Annotated in this window: 17 protein-coding genes and 1 pseudogene; 5 read left to right on the top strand and 13 right to left on the bottom strand. The window is 46.9% G+C overall.

Annotation, left to right across the window (positions count from 1 at the left end; translation table 11 throughout):
* Positions 1-113: 113 nt before the first annotated feature.
* From TES5_RS01790 to TES5_RS01835, 10 genes and pseudogenes are all read right to left on the bottom strand, one after another.
* On the bottom strand, positions 114-377 hold the full coding sequence (locus TES5_RS01790; RefSeq protein ID WP_072763656.1) for a metal-sensitive transcriptional regulator: 264 nt from the start codon (positions 375-377) through the stop codon (positions 114-116).
* Entirely contained in the window at positions 374-670 is a 297-nt protein-coding gene (locus TES5_RS01795) for a rhodanese-like domain-containing protein (RefSeq protein WP_068559109.1), read from the bottom strand. The genes TES5_RS01790 and TES5_RS01795 overlap by 4 nt, the downstream gene beginning before the upstream one ends.
* Position 671: 1 nt before the next feature.
* Positions 672-2,324, bottom strand: coding sequence for an FAD-dependent oxidoreductase (locus tag TES5_RS01800; protein WP_068559365.1), 1,653 nt, complete (start codon positions 2,322-2,324; stop codon positions 672-674).
* A complete protein-coding gene (locus TES5_RS01805; RefSeq protein ID WP_068559112.1) occupies positions 2,324-2,638 on the bottom strand; it encodes a rhodanese-like domain-containing protein in 315 nt (104 codons plus the stop codon). Before TES5_RS01805 ends, TES5_RS01800 begins: the two co-directional genes overlap by 1 nt.
* Positions 2,639-2,869: 231 nt before the next feature.
* Complete coding sequence (locus TES5_RS01810) at positions 2,870-4,051, bottom strand: aminotransferase class I/II-fold pyridoxal phosphate-dependent enzyme (RefSeq protein ID WP_068559114.1); 1,182 nt, start codon at positions 4,049-4,051, stop codon at positions 2,870-2,872.
* Positions 4,048-4,542 (bottom strand): Lrp/AsnC family transcriptional regulator, encoded by a 495-nt coding sequence (locus TES5_RS01815; RefSeq protein WP_068559116.1) that lies wholly within the window; start codon positions 4,540-4,542, stop codon positions 4,048-4,050. The genes TES5_RS01810 and TES5_RS01815 overlap by 4 nt, the downstream gene beginning before the upstream one ends.
* A gap of 435 nt (positions 4,543-4,977) precedes the next feature.
* The gene (locus tag TES5_RS01820; protein WP_068559118.1) at positions 4,978-6,741 is read right to left on the bottom strand and encodes a glycoside hydrolase family 3 protein; all 1,764 of its coding nucleotides are present in this window, start codon (positions 6,739-6,741) and stop codon (positions 4,978-4,980) included.
* Between the two features lie 370 nt (positions 6,742-7,111).
* Positions 7,112-7,336, bottom strand: coding sequence for a cytochrome b5 domain-containing protein (locus TES5_RS01825; protein WP_068559119.1), 225 nt, complete (start codon positions 7,334-7,336; stop codon positions 7,112-7,114).
* A pseudogene (locus tag TES5_RS01830) lies at positions 7,314-7,766 on the bottom strand (sodium ion-translocating decarboxylase subunit beta); the annotation flags it as partial. The pseudogene TES5_RS01830 and the gene TES5_RS01825, both read right to left, overlap by 23 nt.
* Before the next feature lie 266 nt (positions 7,767-8,032).
* A complete protein-coding gene (locus TES5_RS01835; RefSeq protein WP_068559121.1) occupies positions 8,033-9,196 on the bottom strand; it encodes a M20 family metallopeptidase in 1,164 nt (387 codons plus the stop codon).
* A gap of 274 nt (positions 9,197-9,470) precedes the next feature.
* Between TES5_RS01835 and TES5_RS01840 the strand changes: the two genes are divergently transcribed.
* Together TES5_RS01840 and TES5_RS01845 are read left to right on the top strand one after the other, a co-directional pair.
* Positions 9,471-10,289 carry an aldo/keto reductase gene (locus TES5_RS01840; RefSeq protein ID WP_068559123.1) on the top strand — a complete coding sequence of 273 codons (819 nt, stop codon included), beginning with the start codon at positions 9,471-9,473 and terminating at the stop codon, positions 10,287-10,289.
* A 615-nt stretch (positions 10,290-10,904) separates the two neighbouring features.
* Positions 10,905-12,245 (top strand): DUF1576 domain-containing protein, encoded by a 1,341-nt coding sequence (locus tag TES5_RS01845; RefSeq protein ID WP_068559125.1) that lies wholly within the window; start codon positions 10,905-10,907, stop codon positions 12,243-12,245.
* Between the two features lie 84 nt (positions 12,246-12,329).
* Here TES5_RS01845 and TES5_RS01850 read toward each other — a convergent pair whose 3' ends face one another.
* The gene (locus TES5_RS01850) at positions 12,330-13,070 is read right to left on the bottom strand and encodes a sulfite exporter TauE/SafE family protein (RefSeq protein ID WP_068559127.1); all 741 of its coding nucleotides are present in this window, start codon (positions 13,068-13,070) and stop codon (positions 12,330-12,332) included.
* A gap of 438 nt (positions 13,071-13,508) precedes the next feature.
* On the opposite strand from TES5_RS01850, the gene TES5_RS01855 reads away from it, so the two are divergent.
* The 3 genes from TES5_RS01855 to TES5_RS01865 all read left to right on the top strand — a co-directional run bounded on the left by TES5_RS01855 (position 13,509) and on the right by TES5_RS01865 (position 15,657).
* On the top strand, positions 13,509-14,666 hold the full coding sequence (locus TES5_RS01855) for an ROK family transcriptional regulator (protein ID WP_068559129.1): 1,158 nt from the start codon (positions 13,509-13,511) through the stop codon (positions 14,664-14,666).
* Between the two features lie 247 nt (positions 14,667-14,913).
* On the top strand, positions 14,914-15,204 hold the full coding sequence (locus TES5_RS01860) for an MFS transporter (RefSeq protein ID WP_068559131.1): 291 nt from the start codon (positions 14,914-14,916) through the stop codon (positions 15,202-15,204).
* A gap of 6 nt (positions 15,205-15,210) precedes the next feature.
* Positions 15,211-15,657: an MFS transporter gene (locus TES5_RS01865; protein ID WP_369813480.1), complete on the top strand. Its 447-nt coding sequence runs from the start codon at positions 15,211-15,213 to the stop codon at positions 15,655-15,657.
* A gap of 168 nt (positions 15,658-15,825) precedes the next feature.
* Here the strand turns inward: TES5_RS01865 and TES5_RS01870 are convergent, their stop codons facing one another.
* The gene (locus TES5_RS01870; protein ID WP_068559136.1) at positions 15,826-17,016 is read right to left on the bottom strand and encodes a YcjF family protein; all 1,191 of its coding nucleotides are present in this window, start codon (positions 17,014-17,016) and stop codon (positions 15,826-15,828) included.
* Positions 17,017-17,065: 49 nt separating this feature from the next.
* Positions 17,066-17,671 carry a TetR/AcrR family transcriptional regulator gene (locus TES5_RS01875; RefSeq protein ID WP_068559138.1) on the bottom strand — a complete coding sequence of 202 codons (606 nt, stop codon included), beginning with the start codon at positions 17,669-17,671 and terminating at the stop codon, positions 17,066-17,068.
* Positions 17,672-17,759: the final 88 nt, after the last annotated feature.

The raw sequence follows: 17,759 nt of genomic DNA on the forward strand, positions 1-17,759 counted from the left end.
AATATCCTCTTAGTGCTCGATTTCTACCCGGGATTTGTCATGGCTCTCGCGATTTTTAATCGCTTAGAGACATGATACACTTGGTCGCTCGCGACCACAGTGCATCCAAAGCTCTATCTGCTCTTCACAAGCAGATTGATTGCTTGTTGGACGCTTTCTTCTTTTGAGATGCCGTCCTTTTCCTGATCATTCACACAAGCGACGAGATTTTCCGCAACGATGATACCCATTGCGCGATCGATACTGGATCGGACTGCGGATAATTGGGTCACGACATCAGAACAGTCTTTGCCGTCCTCCATCATGGCGAGTATACCGCGCATTTGCCCTTCCGCACGCTTCATGCGATTGATTATATTTTTGTTGTATTGGTTCACACAACTTCACCCCTCCAGGCCGAAATGCCTCCCATTACGTTCGTTACTTTGTAGCCCTTTGAAGCAAGATATTGGCAAGCTGCAGTTGAGCGAGCACCGCTCAGGCACATAACATAGTAATTTTCGTCCTTATCCAGTTGGTCCGCAGTGTCTTCTAAACCGCTCAAAGGCATAGAGATGGCGCCATCAACGTGTGCATGTGCAAATTCGTCATCTTCACGTACGTCCACTAGTTTGACAGGAGTTTTTTTCCATAATTGTTCGAATTCCGGCATTGTAATTGATTGATACATTTTATTTTACCACCTTTTCTGGTCTGACGGTTGCATATAAGCTGAATGCACCATCTAAATTTTTGACTGTAAATCCATTTTGCTTCAAGATTCGTTCAGCGATATAGCTGCGCAGACCGCTGAGGCAGCTGACGATGATCGGTGTTTTTTTCGATAATTCCCCGATACGGGCACGCAAATCGTCGACAGGGATATTGATGGCCCCTTCCAAGGCACCGAGTCTGGCAATTTCGTTCTCGCCGCGGACGTCCAACAGTTGATAGCCTGCTTCCTGCAACTTTTCCAATTCATACCACTGGATGGATTCAGAAACGCCTTCGATGATGTTCATGGCTGCGTAGCCGGCCATATTGACTGGATCTTTGGCTGAACCGAACGGAGGTGCGTATGTGAATTCCAATTCTGGCAGATCGTGGACCGTTAAATTGCCTTTGATTGCTGTAGCGATGATGTCGATGCGTTTGTCTACGCCATCCGCACCGATAGCTTGCGCTCCGTAAATTTCACCGGTTGTCGGATGGAAAAGCAATTTCAGGACGATTGCTGATGCATTCGGATAGTAGCCGGCATGACTCTTTCCTTGGATGTGCACGACTGCATATTCTTTTCCTGACAGCTGCAATTGGCGTTCGTTCAGACCTGTGGAACCCCCGGCTAAGCCGAATACACGGACGATTGCAGTTCCGATGCTGCCTTTATTTTTTCTGTTCAAGCCGCTGATGACATCGGCTACTTGGCGTCCTTGGCGGTTCGCAGGTGAAGCCAAAGCGATCATGGTGTCTTCACCGGTGATCTGTTGCTTCACGATGATTGCATCCCCGACTGCATAGATGTCTTTTTTGCTTGTTTCATAGTTCTCATCGACCAGGATACCGCCGCGCATGCCCGTTTCGATACCCGCAGCGATTGCCAGGCTGTTCTCAGGTTGGACGCCGACTGACATGATCGTCAAATCGCTTTCCAGTGTCACGCCATTTTCAAGAACAATCGTTTTACCTTCATTTTGGAAAGCCGTAGCCGCAACGCCTGTATACAGCGTAACACCATTTGCTCTCAACTCATCCGCCAGGTAGGCAGCCATTTCTTCATCGAAAGGAGGAAGGACATGCGGTGCTTTTTCGACGATTGTAACAGTCAAACCACGGTGGGCTAAGCTCTCAGCCATTTCAAGGCCTATAAATCCTGCTCCGATCACAACCGCTTTTTTCGGGTTATTTTCAAGGATGAATCCTGTGACAGCATCCACATCCGGTACATTGCGCATTGTAAAGACGTTTTTGGCCTCGGATAGGCCTTCTGCCGGCGGAACGAATGGTTTCGCACCTGGAGACAAAATGACTTTATCGTAAGCCAATTGATAATCGCCCTCTTTTGAACGCACTGTCACTTCTTTTTTATCCGCATCAATTCCGATTGCTTCGCTGAAAGGACGGACATCCAAGTCAAAACGTGCGCGCAGTTGTTCAGGAGTTTGAACCAAAAGATCGCTGCGTTCTTGGATATCACCCGAAATATAGTATGGTAAGCCGCAATTGGCAAAGGAAACGAAAGGTCCTTTTTCCAATACGATAATTTCTGCATCTTCATTCAATCTTCTCAACCGTGTTGCAGCGGACATCCCGCCCGCCACTCCACCGATAATAACAATTTTCATCATAGTTTTCCTCCTCTTGTAGGGCCTGACCATGCGGACATGCCGCCTTTGACATTGACTACATCGTAGCCTTTGGATTTTAAGATAGTCGCTGCACGTTTGCTGCGTGCACCTGATTGGCAGATTACGTACACCTTACCCTTGGGGGTATATGCCTCCATTTTTCTCAACGGAACATTTTTTGCTCCGGGAATATGTCCTCCGATGAATTCGTTCGGTTCACGGACATCGATTATTTGTGGTTTCTCGGTTAATTTAGCTTCCAATTCCTTAGTGGATATTGAAGGCAGACTGTTGAATAAATTAAATAGCATACTTGGCTCCTTTTTCGTAAGTAGTATCAATCGCTTATGGACCTATAATACCCCATAGGGTATATTTTGTAAACAGTTATTATTCAAAAATTTTGAAAATGTAAAAAAAGCCTGATACATGGCCATTCTTTCGATACTCAACAAAATAAACGCCTAAACCGCTCTCCCGCATAGTATAGAGAAAAAAGACCGCAAAAGTTGCGTACGAACGCAATTATGCAGTCTTTCTTCTTATTGGTTGCTTTTTTTCTCTGCACGTAGGCGTTCGATAAAGCTTTTTATATGTTCGAAAGCTTCTTTCAGCTCTTCGATTGAATAAGCGTAGGAAATACGGATGAAGCCCTCTCCGCTCTCTCCGAAGGCCGAGCCGGGCACAACAGCCACTTTCTCCTCAAGAACCAAACGGGTAGCGAATTCTTCCGAGCTCAAGCCGAACTCGGTTATGTTCGGGAAGATATAAAAGGCACCATAAGGCACAAAACATGGCAATTCCAAATCTTTTAGGATTTTCATTAAGTAGCGGCGACGTTGATTGTAGCTTTCACGCATCTCCGCTACATTATCATCACAATTCCGCAACGCAACGATACCCGCGTATTGGCTTGTCGTCGGTGCAGCCATAATGGCAAATTGATGGATTTTGATCATCTGTTCCATGATGATCGGTGGAGCAGTTGCGTAGCCCAAACGCCAACCGGTCATCGCGTACCCTTTTGAGAAGCCGTTGATGTACACAGTCCGTTCCTTCATTCCCGGTAAGGATGCAATGCTGACGTGATGTCCATTGTAGGATAGTTCACTGTAGATTTCATCGGTGATGACGAAAAGATCGTGAGCGATGATGACTTCAGCGATTGCCTCCAAGTCCTCTTTGGACATAACCGCCCCGGTAGGATTGTTGGGATAAGAGAGAATCAGTACTTTCGTTTTCGGAGTGATCGCTGCTTCCAGTTCTTCTTTCGTCAAACGGAATTGGTTCTTCTCCTGCAACGGGATGGCAACGGGAACTCCGTCAGCCAATACGATGCAGGGGAGATAGGAAACGTAGCACGGCTCCGCGTAGACGACCTCGTCGCCCGGGTCCAACATGGCACGCAAAGCCAAGTCGATGGCTTCGCTTCCGCCCACCGTAACGACAGTTTCATCTTCCGGGGAATAGTGCAGATCATAGCGGCGTTCCAGATAGCGGCAGATTTCCTGGCGCAGTTCGGCCAACCCGGCATTTGCCGTGTAGAAGGTGCGTCCTTTTTGGAGGGTGTACATGCCTTCGTCACGCACGATCCAAGGGGTATCAAAGTCAGGCTCGCCTACTCCTAAAGAGATCACTCCAGGTATCTCATTCGCAATATCAAAAAATCTCCGGATGCCGGAAGGTTTGATTTCGCGCACCTTAGCATTTATCGGATTTCTCATGGAGTCAGCACCATCCGTTTGTCGTCACCCTCATCCACGAACAACGTGCCATGATCTTTATAACGTTTCAATACGAAATGAGTAGTGGTTGATTGTACTTCGTCGATGACGGAAAGACGTTTCGCAACAAATAGTGCGATCTCTTTCATCGGAGCTTTCTTCAATTGCACCATAAAATCGAAGCCACCGGACATCAGGAAAACGGTCTCCACTTCTGGAAATTGGTAAACTTTTTCAGCGATACGGTCGAAGCCGGATCCTCTTTGTGGGTTTACGCGCAACTCGATGATAGCAGAAACTTCGTCATCGCCCGTTTTGTCCCAATTGATCAAAGTATGGTAGCCGCAGATGATTTTGTCCGCTTCCAGTTCTTTCACAGCAATCGCCACTTCTTCTGTTTCAACACCTAGCATGACCGCCACTTCTTCATCAGTCAATTTGTTGTTCTTTTCGATAATCTTCAGAATCTTTTCCTTCAATTCGTTATTCATCGTGTTGCCTCCTCTGGCTTTACGCATTCGGGCCATTTTCAGGCTCTAGTATTCATTTTTGATAAATGAAATTTCTTTCATTTTATCACCCCTGACAAGCACTTGCAAATAAGTTTTCGGGAATGGTGATTGGCGGGATGGTGCATCAATACTGGAAAAAACGCAAAAAACTCCACAAGATCGCGTAGCGCGGACTTGTGAAGTTTTTTCTTAACATATAGGGATTTATAAAATTTTTTCAACTCAAAAGTGCATCACCATAAGTGTTTCACAAGTTTGCAACATGTTTCATGCATCTAAAATGATGTCCAGCTTCACGGGTTAGCCCTTCGGAAATTAGATAAATCTGTCCTATTGCGCTCTTCGATGCTCAGTCGGACAGATTTCCTAAATTTCTTTCAGGGCTGAACGAACCCGTTCAGCTTTTCTTATCGGTTAATAGCGCGTATCCAAGAATCCGCAGAATGCATCCACTGGAGACACACCGGTGAATTCAGAACGGCCGACCATTTTGTTGACAAGAGCTTGCAGTGTGAAGTCTTTTGAATCGTATGTATTGATGTATGTTTGTACTTGCGGCACGTCAGCCAAGTGGTTCGGTGCTTGCACAGATACAAAGATTGTCGGGATCTCATGGACATAGAACGGAATGTCCGGTGTTCCTTTTGAAGCTGGCCATTGGATGCGTTGATCCGTATTCGGTTGTACCGAAGCTACGTTGATGACCAAATCGTAGGCCGCAATCAAATCTTTGATCGGACGTTTTTGAGCGTACACGTTCGCAACGGCAGCAGCTCTTTCTTCTTCCGGCAATTTGTTGATCCGCTCTTCCGTGGATTCCCAGATGGAAACTTCAAAGCCTTCAGCTTCCAGGATGCCTTTCAATGTATCGACAGGGCGAACCGCTTCGCCGCCGATCATTGCGCCGAAACCGCCTTTGTGGCCCTCAACGTTGACCAACAGGACTCGTTTCGTTTTATCCGGTGAAATCGGGAAAATATTTTGGTTGTTTTTGACCAAAGTGATCGCTTTATCGGCAACTTCAACTGCGATTGCTTTATTTTCAGGCAAACCGATTTTAGCCATTGCTTCTTCTTTGGACGGCAATATTTCTGTTTTCGCTTTTTTGTGCAGACCTAAAGCAGCTTTTGTACCCAAGATACGTGTCAAAGCTTCTTCCAAACGATCGTCCGTGATGACGCCGTTGTTGTAGCCATCCAACATCCATTGGAAATCTTCGTCCGGATCGTTGAAGAACAAGAACAAGTCAGAACCTGCTGCGATAGCTGTCGGCAGCATATCTTGGCGTTTCATGGCAGAAGTCATCGCAACCATGTGGCTGGCATCGGTAACAACCAGTCCGTTGAAGCCCATTTTGTCGCGCAATAAGTCAGTCAGGATGTATTTGTTCAAAGTAGCCGGCAAGATTTGTTCTTGAACAGTTGCTTCAGGGTTGAAGTGTTTCACGTATTCAGGCAAGGAGATGTGACCAGCCATGATGGAAGGCAAACCAGCATCGAACAAAGTGCCGTACACTTTACCGAAAGTAGCATCCCATTCTTCAGTGGAATATGGGTTTACGCTGAATGACAAATGTTGGTCGCGTTCGTCGATTCCGTCCCCAGGGAAGTGTTTTGCAGCTGGTGCAATGCCGCTTTCCTGGATACCCTTCATGTATGCCAACGACATTGCGATGGTTTTGTCGACATCGCCGCTCCATGTACGGGTTGCGATGATCGGGTTGCGCCAGTTGCGGTTGATGTCCACGATCGGAGCGAAACTCCAGTTGCAGCCGATAGCAGCAGCTTCGACACCGGAAACGCGGCCCATTTCATAGGCGTACTTCGTGTCGTTCGTGGCAGCGATTTTCACTTCAACGCCGATATAGGTGCCGTCTTTACAAGCTCCGTTACCGCCTGCTTCGGTGTTGGCAGCGATCAATAACGGGATTTTGCTGTTTTCCTGCAGAATTTTGTTTTGTTCGTAAACTTCTTCCGCCATACCAGGATTGTAGCGGACTCCGCCGATGTGATAGTTGTTCAATACGCCAGTCAAATATTCCTCCGTGCGTTCTGAACCCATATTAATGAACAGTTGCCCGATTTTTTCTTCGACAGACATGCCTGCAATCGTATCTTTGACCCACTTGATTCCCTCGGTATCCAAGTTATAAGGTTTAGTAGTTAAATCGACTCTCATGATTTGTCCCCTCTCAAAATAGTTCTGGAACAGATCGATACTGCAGCGCGTTGGCGCCAGCATCGTCTTTCCTACAAGAACAAGTATAGGCATTTTATCCAAAAAAATGAAGGCACTTACACCCCGTTTTCAAAAAGTTCGGATTCTGTTCAAAATTGAACCATTGGACAAAAACAGTTAATGGCAAGCCCTACTAGGCCTCAGAAACCGCTATATGAAGACATTTCTTTAAATCAGAAAAGGCTCCGAAAAATCCTGATGGCCGGAAAATAAACCTGATGCGATTGTCATTTTTTTGTCACAGCATCCACTCAATCGAAAAATGGAGCTCTCCCGAGGAAGGCCCCATTTTATCTTCATTATCGGAAAGTCATTCGACAAGCTCGCCGACTATCGGCAGACCTTCCAGGACCTTTATGCCATGAGGCGACTGGTTCGTGATTTCTTCCGTCAGTTCATTGCCGGCCGTCAATCCATTTTTGTGTTCTCCGTCTTTCCAAGCTTCCACATTAGTGACGTCATAGACGACTCCATCGACGGCTACATAAGCCGGCTGGCCTTCTTTACCGTTGTATGAAGATGGCTGTCGGGCCATCAGCAGCACCGATGATACCGATTGAAGCAGCTTCTCTGATATCGAATCCGAAGAAGATAGCGACTACGATCGTAAAGAAGATACCGAATTGAGCGGCTGCACCGAATAATAACATGAATGGATTTTGCAACAGCGGCCCGAAATCGATCATGGCTCCGATACCGATGAAAATCAGCAATGGGAACAGTTCCGTGCTGATACCTGCTTTGAAGAGAACGTCCAAAACACCCTCTGATTCAGATCCGTTGACCATTTGGGTCAGAACACCTGTTCCAGGGAAGTTGACCAAGATGGTACCCAGTCCCATAGGCACAAGTAATGTAGGTTCATACTCTTTTTTGATTCCTAAATATATCAGGACAGCCCCGATAAGCATCATCGCGATTTGGCCAATCGTAATGGATGTAATTCCTGCTAATAGTGTTTCCATTTATTCACTTCCTCCTAATCCCCCAGAAACATCCAATCACTCATTTGCTCGGCCTGTAGTCTACGCAAATCGGTATCTACGCCTGAAATCCTATACCTTTATTATCGCATCTGGGACAACAAAAGTGCTGTTCTTCCGGTGTGCTTCTGCAAGTATTCCCGCCGCGGAACACTGCCCCATCCAAAAAAACAGCAACGCAGAGGACCGAAAAAGGACCCTCGCGTTGCTGTTTTATTTATAGTTTATCTTGTCTGAATCGTTGCGGCTCACATAATGGAAAGACGATCTGTGCTTTCGCAGAACATTTTCCGCCGGCTCATTTCTGCTATGACTGCCGTCAAAAGATCCAAGCGTTGCACAATGGAATCCAGCTCCACATATTCGTGATCGGTATGGAAAGCGCCGCCGATCAGACCGATGCTGCAGACCGTCGGAACACCGACACTGGTTGTGAAGTTGGCGTCGGATACGCCTCCCGATTTCTTGAACGAAACGAACGTGTCAATTTGCTTGCCGACATCCTCGAAGACGCTCCGCAACGCTTTCGCTCCCGGCACATCGACCATAGGCGGACGCTTGCCGATGACTTCGATGTTGATGCCGATCTCCATTTCGGTTGCATGACTCTGCAATTCCTCCAACATATCAAAGAAGGCCGTGACGTCCGCGGGATTTGAGTAACGGTAGTCCAATTCCATCTGGGCGTGCTCGGGGACGACATTCGGTACGCTGCCGCCTTGGATTGTGCCCGCATTGACAGACACACCGGCATCGTAATCAATCAAAGTATTCATGCGAACGATCCAATGAGCCAGTTCGTTGATGGCGCTGCGCCCTTCCTGGGGAGCGTCGCCGGCGTGGGAGGGCCGGCCCTTGAAATGGATCTTCAGTTTTTCGATGCCTTTCCTTTCCTTGATCATCGAACCGTCCGCTGAACTCGGCTCCATGACGAAGGCGAACTTGGACATTTTGGCTTTCTCGATGATCACTTCCCGGGAATAAAAGGAACTGATTTCCTCATCCGGATTGTGGATCACACAGATGTTGAGGCTTTGCTTCAGTTTTCCAGGCAAGTTTTCAAGCAGATAGGCCGTCAACAGGCTGCAGCCTTTCATGTCATAGACGCCAGGCCCATAAAGCCGCTCTCCTTCTATCTTGAAAGGCCGTCTGCTCGCTTCGCCATCCAGGAACACAGTATCAGTGTGGCCGATGAAGAGCAGATCGATGGGTTCGTCTTGAGCATTCGTCGCCACCAATACCGGCCCCACCTCCGGACCGACCGAAACCAGCTCGGTCAGAAAACCTTGCTGTCTATATTTCTCTTCCAAAAACGCCGCCACTTCCCGTGTACCCGCAGGATTTCTGCTGCCACTGTCGATATTGACGATCGTCTCCAATTCACGTAAATACTGATTCCTATCAAAGCTCATGGCCATTCCCCCTTGGCGAAATTATAACATTCACTCCTGTCTAAAATATACCGTTTTTTAAAAGCGTTCTCAAATTAACCCTGACATCGATTGTCGCCATACATGACGAAACCAGATCCAATCGCATATTTGCAGACAAATTCCGGAATAATTCTTCCGTATCCCCTATCCATTTCTAAGCTATTTTGAATTTTCGAGCTATATCCTTTTACATCTGCCGCTGACTGCTCTAAACTGAATAATAGTAAACGTTATCATAACAGGAGGTTATTGAATGGCAAACAAAGATGTATTCACTTTTTATAATGGTGTGACGATTCCCTCCATCGGTTTCGGGACATGGCAAATCCCTAACGAAGAAGCCTACGCAGCGGTGACGATGGCTTTGAAGAATGGCTATACGCACATCGATACGGCGCATGCTTATCACAATGAGGAAAATGTCGGAAAAGCGATCCGCGACTTCGGCATTGCCCGCGAAGAAGTGTTCGTGACCAGCAAGCTGCCTGCGCAAGTAAAAGATTTCGACGGCGCCTTGCAGCACTTTGAAGAAACCATGAATAATCTTGGCTTGGATTACCTAGATCTTTACTTAATCCATGCGCCATGGCCATGGGATGAGATCGGCAAGGATTGCACCGAAGGCAACATCCAAGTTTGGAAAGCCATGGAACAGCTCTATGACGAAGGCCGGATCCGCGCAATCGGGGTTTCGAACTTCTCCATCAAAGACTTGCAAGCGATCCTGGACAATTGCGACATCGTCCCGATGGCGAATCAGATTCCTTTCTACATCGGCCGCGACCAAAAAGGACTGTTCGCTTTCTGTCAAACACACAAAATCGTTGTCGAAGCCTATTCACCTTTAGCTACAGGTGCGATTCTGGATAGCCCGGAAATCAAGCAGATGGCTGAAAAATACGGCGTGACGTCGGCGCAATTATCCATCCGTTACTGCTTGGAGAAGGATACCTTGCCTTTACCGAAGTCCACGCACGAAGCGCGCATCATCGAGAATGCGCAGCTTGACTTCACCATTTCGCCGGAAGATGTGGCCGTTCTGGATGCCATGAAAGATGTACGCGCAAAATAAATCATCAAAAAATCCTTGCAATGGACACATTCCATTGCAAGGATTTTTTTATTTTTACAGATGATAATTTTTACGAAAAATAGCAATCCATGCGAGTGCGCTGCTCCGGTGAGGCGCACACTCACCGAAGTTCTTCGGTAACTTCCAGCCGAAACTTCGGCGAGGCTGCGTTCATCGGATGATCCCAGCGGAATGTTGACCGATTTCCTGCGAAGGCACCGTTCACCGGAGTTAGAGTCGATGTATTCGATCATCAGCATACTTCTTCCCCCTAAATGATATTATCCTCTTTCTAAATCGTAGCGGTAAATATCCGAAAGTATACTAATCCGGACTGAAGCGGTTCAAAAGTACGCCTCTTTTGAACAGGTATCTCCTTTTGTACCAAAAATTCAGCACAAATTGTTCCAATTGTGTATTTACTATTGGAATATTAGTGGATTTTAGTAAAATTGAAAATAAATATTGTGAGAGTCGGTTTGGCCCTGTATAATTAAATGTAAGTTAACGTTTACATGATTTTATAAGCTTGAATTTACTTCCTTAAGACAAACAGCAATTTCCATATTTCATTTTCATTAATTAGTTTCAACACAATAAGATTGGGGGACACTTATGATACAGAAAAGACAGCCTACTATGAGTGGCGCAGAGGAACTCTCCGAGCGATTAAAATACGGTTTATTGGCCGGCTTCGCCTTATTGATGGGCGGAGTGGCTTTCTTATTCAACAGTCCAAGAGAAATTTATGAAGGCAACCTTACCATCTTGGCCTCTCCGGCTAACCTGTTGACGGACTATATGGCTTTGACGAACGTTGGATCGGCATTGTTCAACGTTTCACTCATGACGCTGCAAGCCATCTGGATCGTCCGAATGGCAGATGCAAAGATCAACGGTCCGGTCATAGCCGGTATTTTAACGATTGCGGGATTCGCTTTTTTTGGCAAAAACTTATTCAACTCCATGCCGATCAGCATCGGCGCTTTCACTTATGCAAGGGTCACAAAAGTACCGATACACAAATCTTTGCTGGCCGCCCTTTTCGGAACAGCCTTGGCACCGCTGGTCAGTGAGCTCTCCTTCAAACTAGGCATCGGTCAACCCTATGGTGTGTTTCTGGGGCTGGGCGCCGGTTTTGTTTCCGGCTTCCTGATTCCCCCACTGGCGCATCATTTCGTTACCTTCACAAGAGGATTCAGCCTCTATAACGTCGGCTTCACCTGCGGCATCATCGGAACGGTCTTCATCTCTATGATGCGCAATTTCGGCTTCGAAATCGAAACGGTAAATATCCTTGCCAGCGGCTATAACGGTCCATTTTCAGTGCTGTTGTATTCACTGTTCAGTTGCATGTTCCTGATTGGCCTGCAGATCAACGGATGGAGCTTCCATGGGCTGAAGCGCATCATGCGCCATTCGGGCCAATTGTCCACCGATTACCTGGAACTTGGCGGTTTAGGTGCGACGCTCATCAATATGGCATTGCTAGGATTCCTGGCTACGACATACATTCTGTTGATGGGTGGAGAAATCAATGGTCCGGTCCTGGGTGGCATCTTTACTGTCATAGGCTTTGGCGCTTTCGGGAAAAACGTCAAGAATGTCTTGCCGATTCTGATCGGGGTCACCCTGATGGGCAGACTTAACTATCAGGACAATCAATCAACAATCGTCCTTATTTCAGCACTGTTCGGAACAACTTTGGCACCGTTGGCCGGCCGATACGGGAACATTGCGGGCATCATCGCCGGAGCCATGCATCTGACTTTAGTCATGAATATCGGTTATCTTCATGGTGGCGTAAACCTCTACAACAATGGATTTTCGGGTGGACTCGTCGCTTCGATACTGGTCCCCATCCTTGAAGCATTCCAACTTCACCGGACCAACCAACGCGCCTTGCGCAGACCAGTCGATCCGGCTGATGAAGTTGAAGTAGATCGCACTAATTAACAGAAATATCCAGTCAGATTTTTTAATCCAGAAAAAAGAGATACCTTACGAGGGGACTAAAGTCCATTCATAAGGTGTCTCTTTTTAAATGAACAGACGCATCGCCGCAATCGCGGTCATGATCATGATGATGCGCTTGTACCACACTTCGTTTATCTTCCGGACGAATCTGATGCCCATCCAACTCCCCAATGCGATAAAAGGAATCATCAGCAACATATACCGTAGTGTTCCCCAAGTGACGGTCCGCCACATAAAGATATGGAATGGCAACTTCACAATATTCATCAGCAGAAAAAACCAAGCCGTCGTTCCGATCATCTTATTCTTGGTGAGATCTTGTGAAAGCAAATAGACATTGAAAATGGGTCCTGCGGCATTGCCTACCATCGAAGAAAAACCGCTGACAGCCCCGACCATCCAATGGAAGATTGGATTTTTTGGAAGCGGCAAAACTCTTTTGGCGATCTCTCTGTAAATCAAAAGTCCTAAGCAAATCAATACAACTATGCCCAATAAGGCTTTGAACTGCTTGTCATCAAGATAATTACCCGTGATGGCGCCTATAGCGATACCCATTACGGCGGCAGGCAACAATTTCAGCACATCCCTGAATTTTCCCTGTTTGCCGTACTGAAAGATGGCAATCAAATCCCCCAGCATCAGCATCGGCAACATGATTCCGGCTGACGCCTTCCCACCGAAAAGAATGGCAACGAGCGCCACCGCCGGAATTGTCGCGCCTTGTATGCCGGTTTTCGAAAAACCGATGATGATTGCCGCAATGATCAGCATCATCCATTCAATCCCATTTAAACCCAACATTCTGATATATGCCCCCTCCCGTGGTTCCTTTCATTTTACCGATTTTCTAATTAAATAACAATGACTCAGAGCCCACGATCCAGAAAACGCTTAACCTCTTGGCCTCCTTGAAAAAAAGTGCGCGATGTTTGGGTTAGGAGGTCATCCAAACCTCGCAATTGCCAGTGAAAAGTGTTAAAATATAACCAAAGACGTATGCCCGCAACGACTGATTCCCTCAACCATCGCTCTTTATTGAGCCCACCTTGTTTTAAACAACTATATAAACGCATTCACCTCTAAGTTTCTGACTTCTATACAAGGTACTCCTGAGTCCAAGTGACTATCCGGAACACATTTTACCTTGCTCCAAAATAGCCCATCCTTGTATTTTTTTCAGATTCGTCATCTTTTTTTGCGCCCAAACCTCAAAAAAATCTGTAAAGGGTGTGACACACCATGATCGTCAACCGCAACACCATACGGGAACAAAATGAGACCATCGTTTTGACAGCCATCATCAATCATCCCAATACTTCACGAGCGGCCATCTCTCATGATTCCGGACTCAACAAGGCAACCGTATCTGAAATTGTCAAAAAACTTCTTAAGGAAAAACTTGTCGTCGAACTCGGTACAGGTCAAAGTTCCATCGTTGGTGGGAGAAAACCGGTGTTGTTGAAGGTGAATGCAAATGGCGGATACGCGATGAGTTTGACCATTACACAAACAAAGATTTCTTCCCTCGTCTGCAATCTGCAAGGCAAGATCGTCGCCCAATATGATTTGGTCAGAAAAGTTGAGGCCAGCAATATCATCGACAGCATCGAAGAAGTCGTTCTCTATCATAGGAAGAACCTCAATAAAACACCGTTTCGCTTCGTAGGTATTGTAGTGTCAATCGACGGCTTCGTGCATGAAGATGAGATAGTAGCATCAACTAACAAAATGTTGGAGCATCTGACGGCCAAACATCTGGAAAGCGACGCTATCGACTGTCCGATCTATCTGGAAAATCAGAATAATCTGGCCGTGATTGCCGAAGCGGTATTCGCCCACTCTCCGGGGAACATCATCAGTATCGATCTGGACGAGGGCATCGGCTCCGGAATTTTGTTGCAGAACCGATTGTTCCGCAGCAAAAATAGTCTGGCCGGGAATCTGGGGCACACGATTCTCTATCCATTCGGAAGAGCTTGCGACTGCGGCAAGCAGGGGTGCCTGAACCAATATTGCTCAACGGGAGCTTTGGTTGCGGAAATCAGAATCCTGAAGAACGATTCCTCACTGCATTTGACCGACCTGATTGCCCTGTACAAGACAGGCGATGAAGATGCCAAAAATGTAGTGGGACATCTCGTGCTGCATATGGGCGTCGCAATCAGCAATGTGGTCAGCCTGTTCGATCCTGAAAAAGTCTATCTGAATGGTGATCTATTCCGTGCATTACCGGAATGTGTGACAGAAATCCAAACGGAATTGAACCGAACATCCGGACATAACATTCCGGTAAGTTTGTCCTCGCTCGGAAAAAATGGAGCTCTTTTAGGCGGAATTGCATTAGCACTCCAGCATTTCTTCCAAGTTCCTCAGCTGCAGCTGCATTTTGATGAATAAAGTTTCGGACAATCTGCAGAACAATACTCATAATGAATCAGCCTCTTTCTGTCGTCACATCCTTTCGGGTGTGACGTTTTTTTTGACACACTATTGCTTTTTGTTGATTATTAATATAACATTTTATACGCAGATACATGTATCCGGTTTCATGAAACGAAATTCCGTACTGTGGTATACCTTTTTGTTATACGAAAATCTAATAAGAATCATCTTTGACCTATTTGATGTAGAGAGGAATTATCATATGACGTTACGCCACTTTTTATCCTTCTTTTCTGCGGCCTTCTTGATCATGGCCATGTATATTGCCGGGAATGCCGTCGGTTTCTTCGTCGAGCCCATCACTTCGGAATTAGGATTCACGCGCAGTGCCTTTTCGCTTTACATCAGCCTGTCGACTCTGACCGGCGTTTTCGTACTTCCTCTGATTGGACAATTTCTCCCTAAATTTGGGGCAAAGCGCTTGCTTATTGGAGGAGGACTCTGGGTTTCGCTTGGATTTGTGCGGCTGGCATTCGCCACTCGTTTATGGTAATTTTATCTGGGAGGCATCTTCCTCGGTTTGTTCATGATGCCGATCACTATGTTTCTGGCGATTTTGTTGATCAACAATTGGTTTACCGCCAAAAAAGGATTGATGATGGGCTTGTTGAATGCCTCTGGAGGACTTGCGGGAGCTATCATTTCGATGATCATGCCGACATTTCTGGATAACTTCGGTTGGCGCATGGGTTACTTTTTGATTGCAGGACTTTTCGCGCTTCTGACTGTCCCGAACGGACTCTTTTTGTTGGTGGAAAATCCCGGAACTGTAGGCCTGAACGCTTATGGTGACCAACTGCCCGCTTACAACGAAAGCAATCAACCTATACACGATCTATCATCCATCACTTATGAAGATGCCAGAAAGATGAAACCGTTTTATATCCTGTTCATCGGCATTTTCCTTTCAGCTTGCGGGCTGGCGCCTTCTCCGGTGAAGGGTTAACTGTCCGGAGAAGCGACGGCCATTCTGCCGGTGTTCTCCGGTGGGGGCGTTCTGGCCGGAGTTCCGGCCTTGTTTCTTCCGGTATCCTCCGGCGAAGCCTGCCTTAACCGGAGTTCCGGCCCCCAACACAAAAACGCGAACAAGAATTGTCCGCGTTTTTGTGTTCTTCTATTTCTTCAGCCATTTTTTCAATGGATTGCTCTTCTTCAGGTTCTCCAGGACTTCTTTGACGTCCTGATCCTTGGTTCCCATTTTCAAGCGCTCCTGCATTTTTTCGCGCATCAGCGTCTCGATGTTGCTGAGGTCCGGATACTTGCCGTCCTTTTCGCCTTTGGCAACAATCGACAGCACCTCGATGTAGCTCATCGCTAGCGCGGTCGTCAGTACGGCCGCCGTCGCGCCGCTGATGACCCCTCCGACGATTGTTCCTGCACCCGGGATCATCTTCAGCAGGTTGGAGACGATGTACCGCCCTAAATAGGTTGCTCCCCCTGTTCCGCCGACCGCACCGATCACACTGGTGATGGTGGCTTTATCAATCGATATGCCGAAGATAGCAGTGATATGGGCAAGCATGCCGATCTGCATCGGCACCAGGACAGTCGCATCGGAAAAAGGAATCGGTGTGAACCCGACGCCGAATGTGGTCACGATGTATTTGGTCGCCCAACTTCGGGATGCTTTCGCTTTACGCGCGATATCCACCTGTTGGGCATTGTTAAAAGCCTCTTTCGTCTCCTCCGGCAGCACCGCAAACGTCCGCTCAATCAATTCCTTCAATCCGCTTTGTGGAATCACCAGCTCATCCGTGATGGCATACGGTTCCGCCATCACATTCAATATCCCGGCTATCGGTAAGTTCAGGTTTTCGATGTATTTCTTTAACTCGTTCGCAGGCTGACCAATCGATTGCGTCAGGACAATCAACACCGGCAACAAACCTGAAAGTTCTTCCATGAAGGCAATCTCGGATTCCTCAATGCGGGAGGAATGCGCATTGATGCAATAGTAGACCAAATGGATTGCCTTATCGGAGCCTTCCTTTTGGCTCTGATTGATGACCTCGATGATTTCCCGCTTGACTTCGGTTTGGATCGGATGGCCCAATTCCAGCCCGCGCGTATCGTACAGCACGATCGGCATGCCTTCCTTCGCGATCCGCCGCAGATGTTTCGTGATAGGTTTCCCGATGCCGGTCTCAGCCATCCGTTCCCGGAAGACGTTGTTGATCAGCGTACTTTTCCCGACCCCCGTCTTCCCCGCAAGCAGGATATTGACGGGATGCATGTTTTCCACTTCTTCTTTTGTCTTGTTCAGTATCTCCTGGACCACATTCAAATCAAGGTTTCCTCTTCCCATGACGCTTCCTCCTGTCGCTCGAGCGCAAACATACTTTTTTACGGAACGATCACGTTCCTCTGGTTATCTCCACCACACTTTGGGAAATGAAATAATACCCATACTCTCCCATGCGCTCCGGCGCGTCTTTCATACCATTCGTCACCCAAGAGTAGATCATCCCTTGATAGGCGAAGGCAACGGCTGTGATCCAGTGTTCATAAGGAATGACATTTTTTTTCGTCTGGACCTGTTGCTCCAGACGTCCTCTCAAATAGGTGTTGAATTTGAGCGGAAAGGAATAGCTGCTTCTTCCGTTGAAAAGAACGCTGAAGAAGCGTTCATTTTCTTTGATGTAACTGAAGATGTCCGTGAACGCTTCAACTGTTTTTTGTCTGAACTCCGTTTCCGTAGCATCGGACAAAGCCGTTTTCGTGATGGCTTTCCCTCTGTCCTGAAGTTCCTGGATCAGCGCATCGATATTTTTCTCCAATAAATCATGCTTGTCTTCATAGTGCAGATAAAAAGTTCCCCGATTCACTTTTGCACGTTTCGTAAGTTCCCTCACAGTCACTTCTTCGATGGATTTTTCTTCCAACAGTGTTATCAACGCATGCAAAAGATTTTTCTTTGTAGCTAAAACACGTTTGTCTTTAGATTGTTTATCAGGATTCATTATTAGCTCCTATTTTCAGAGTCTGGTCTGGAATTCTTTTCTGATATATACTTCCAAAATGCTAAGATTATTATAGTATAGCAACCCC

The sequence above is a fragment of the Trichococcus sp. ES5 genome (genome assembly GCF_900067165.1).
Classification (GTDB): Bacteria; Bacillota; Bacilli; order Lactobacillales; family Aerococcaceae; genus Trichococcus; species Trichococcus flocculiformis.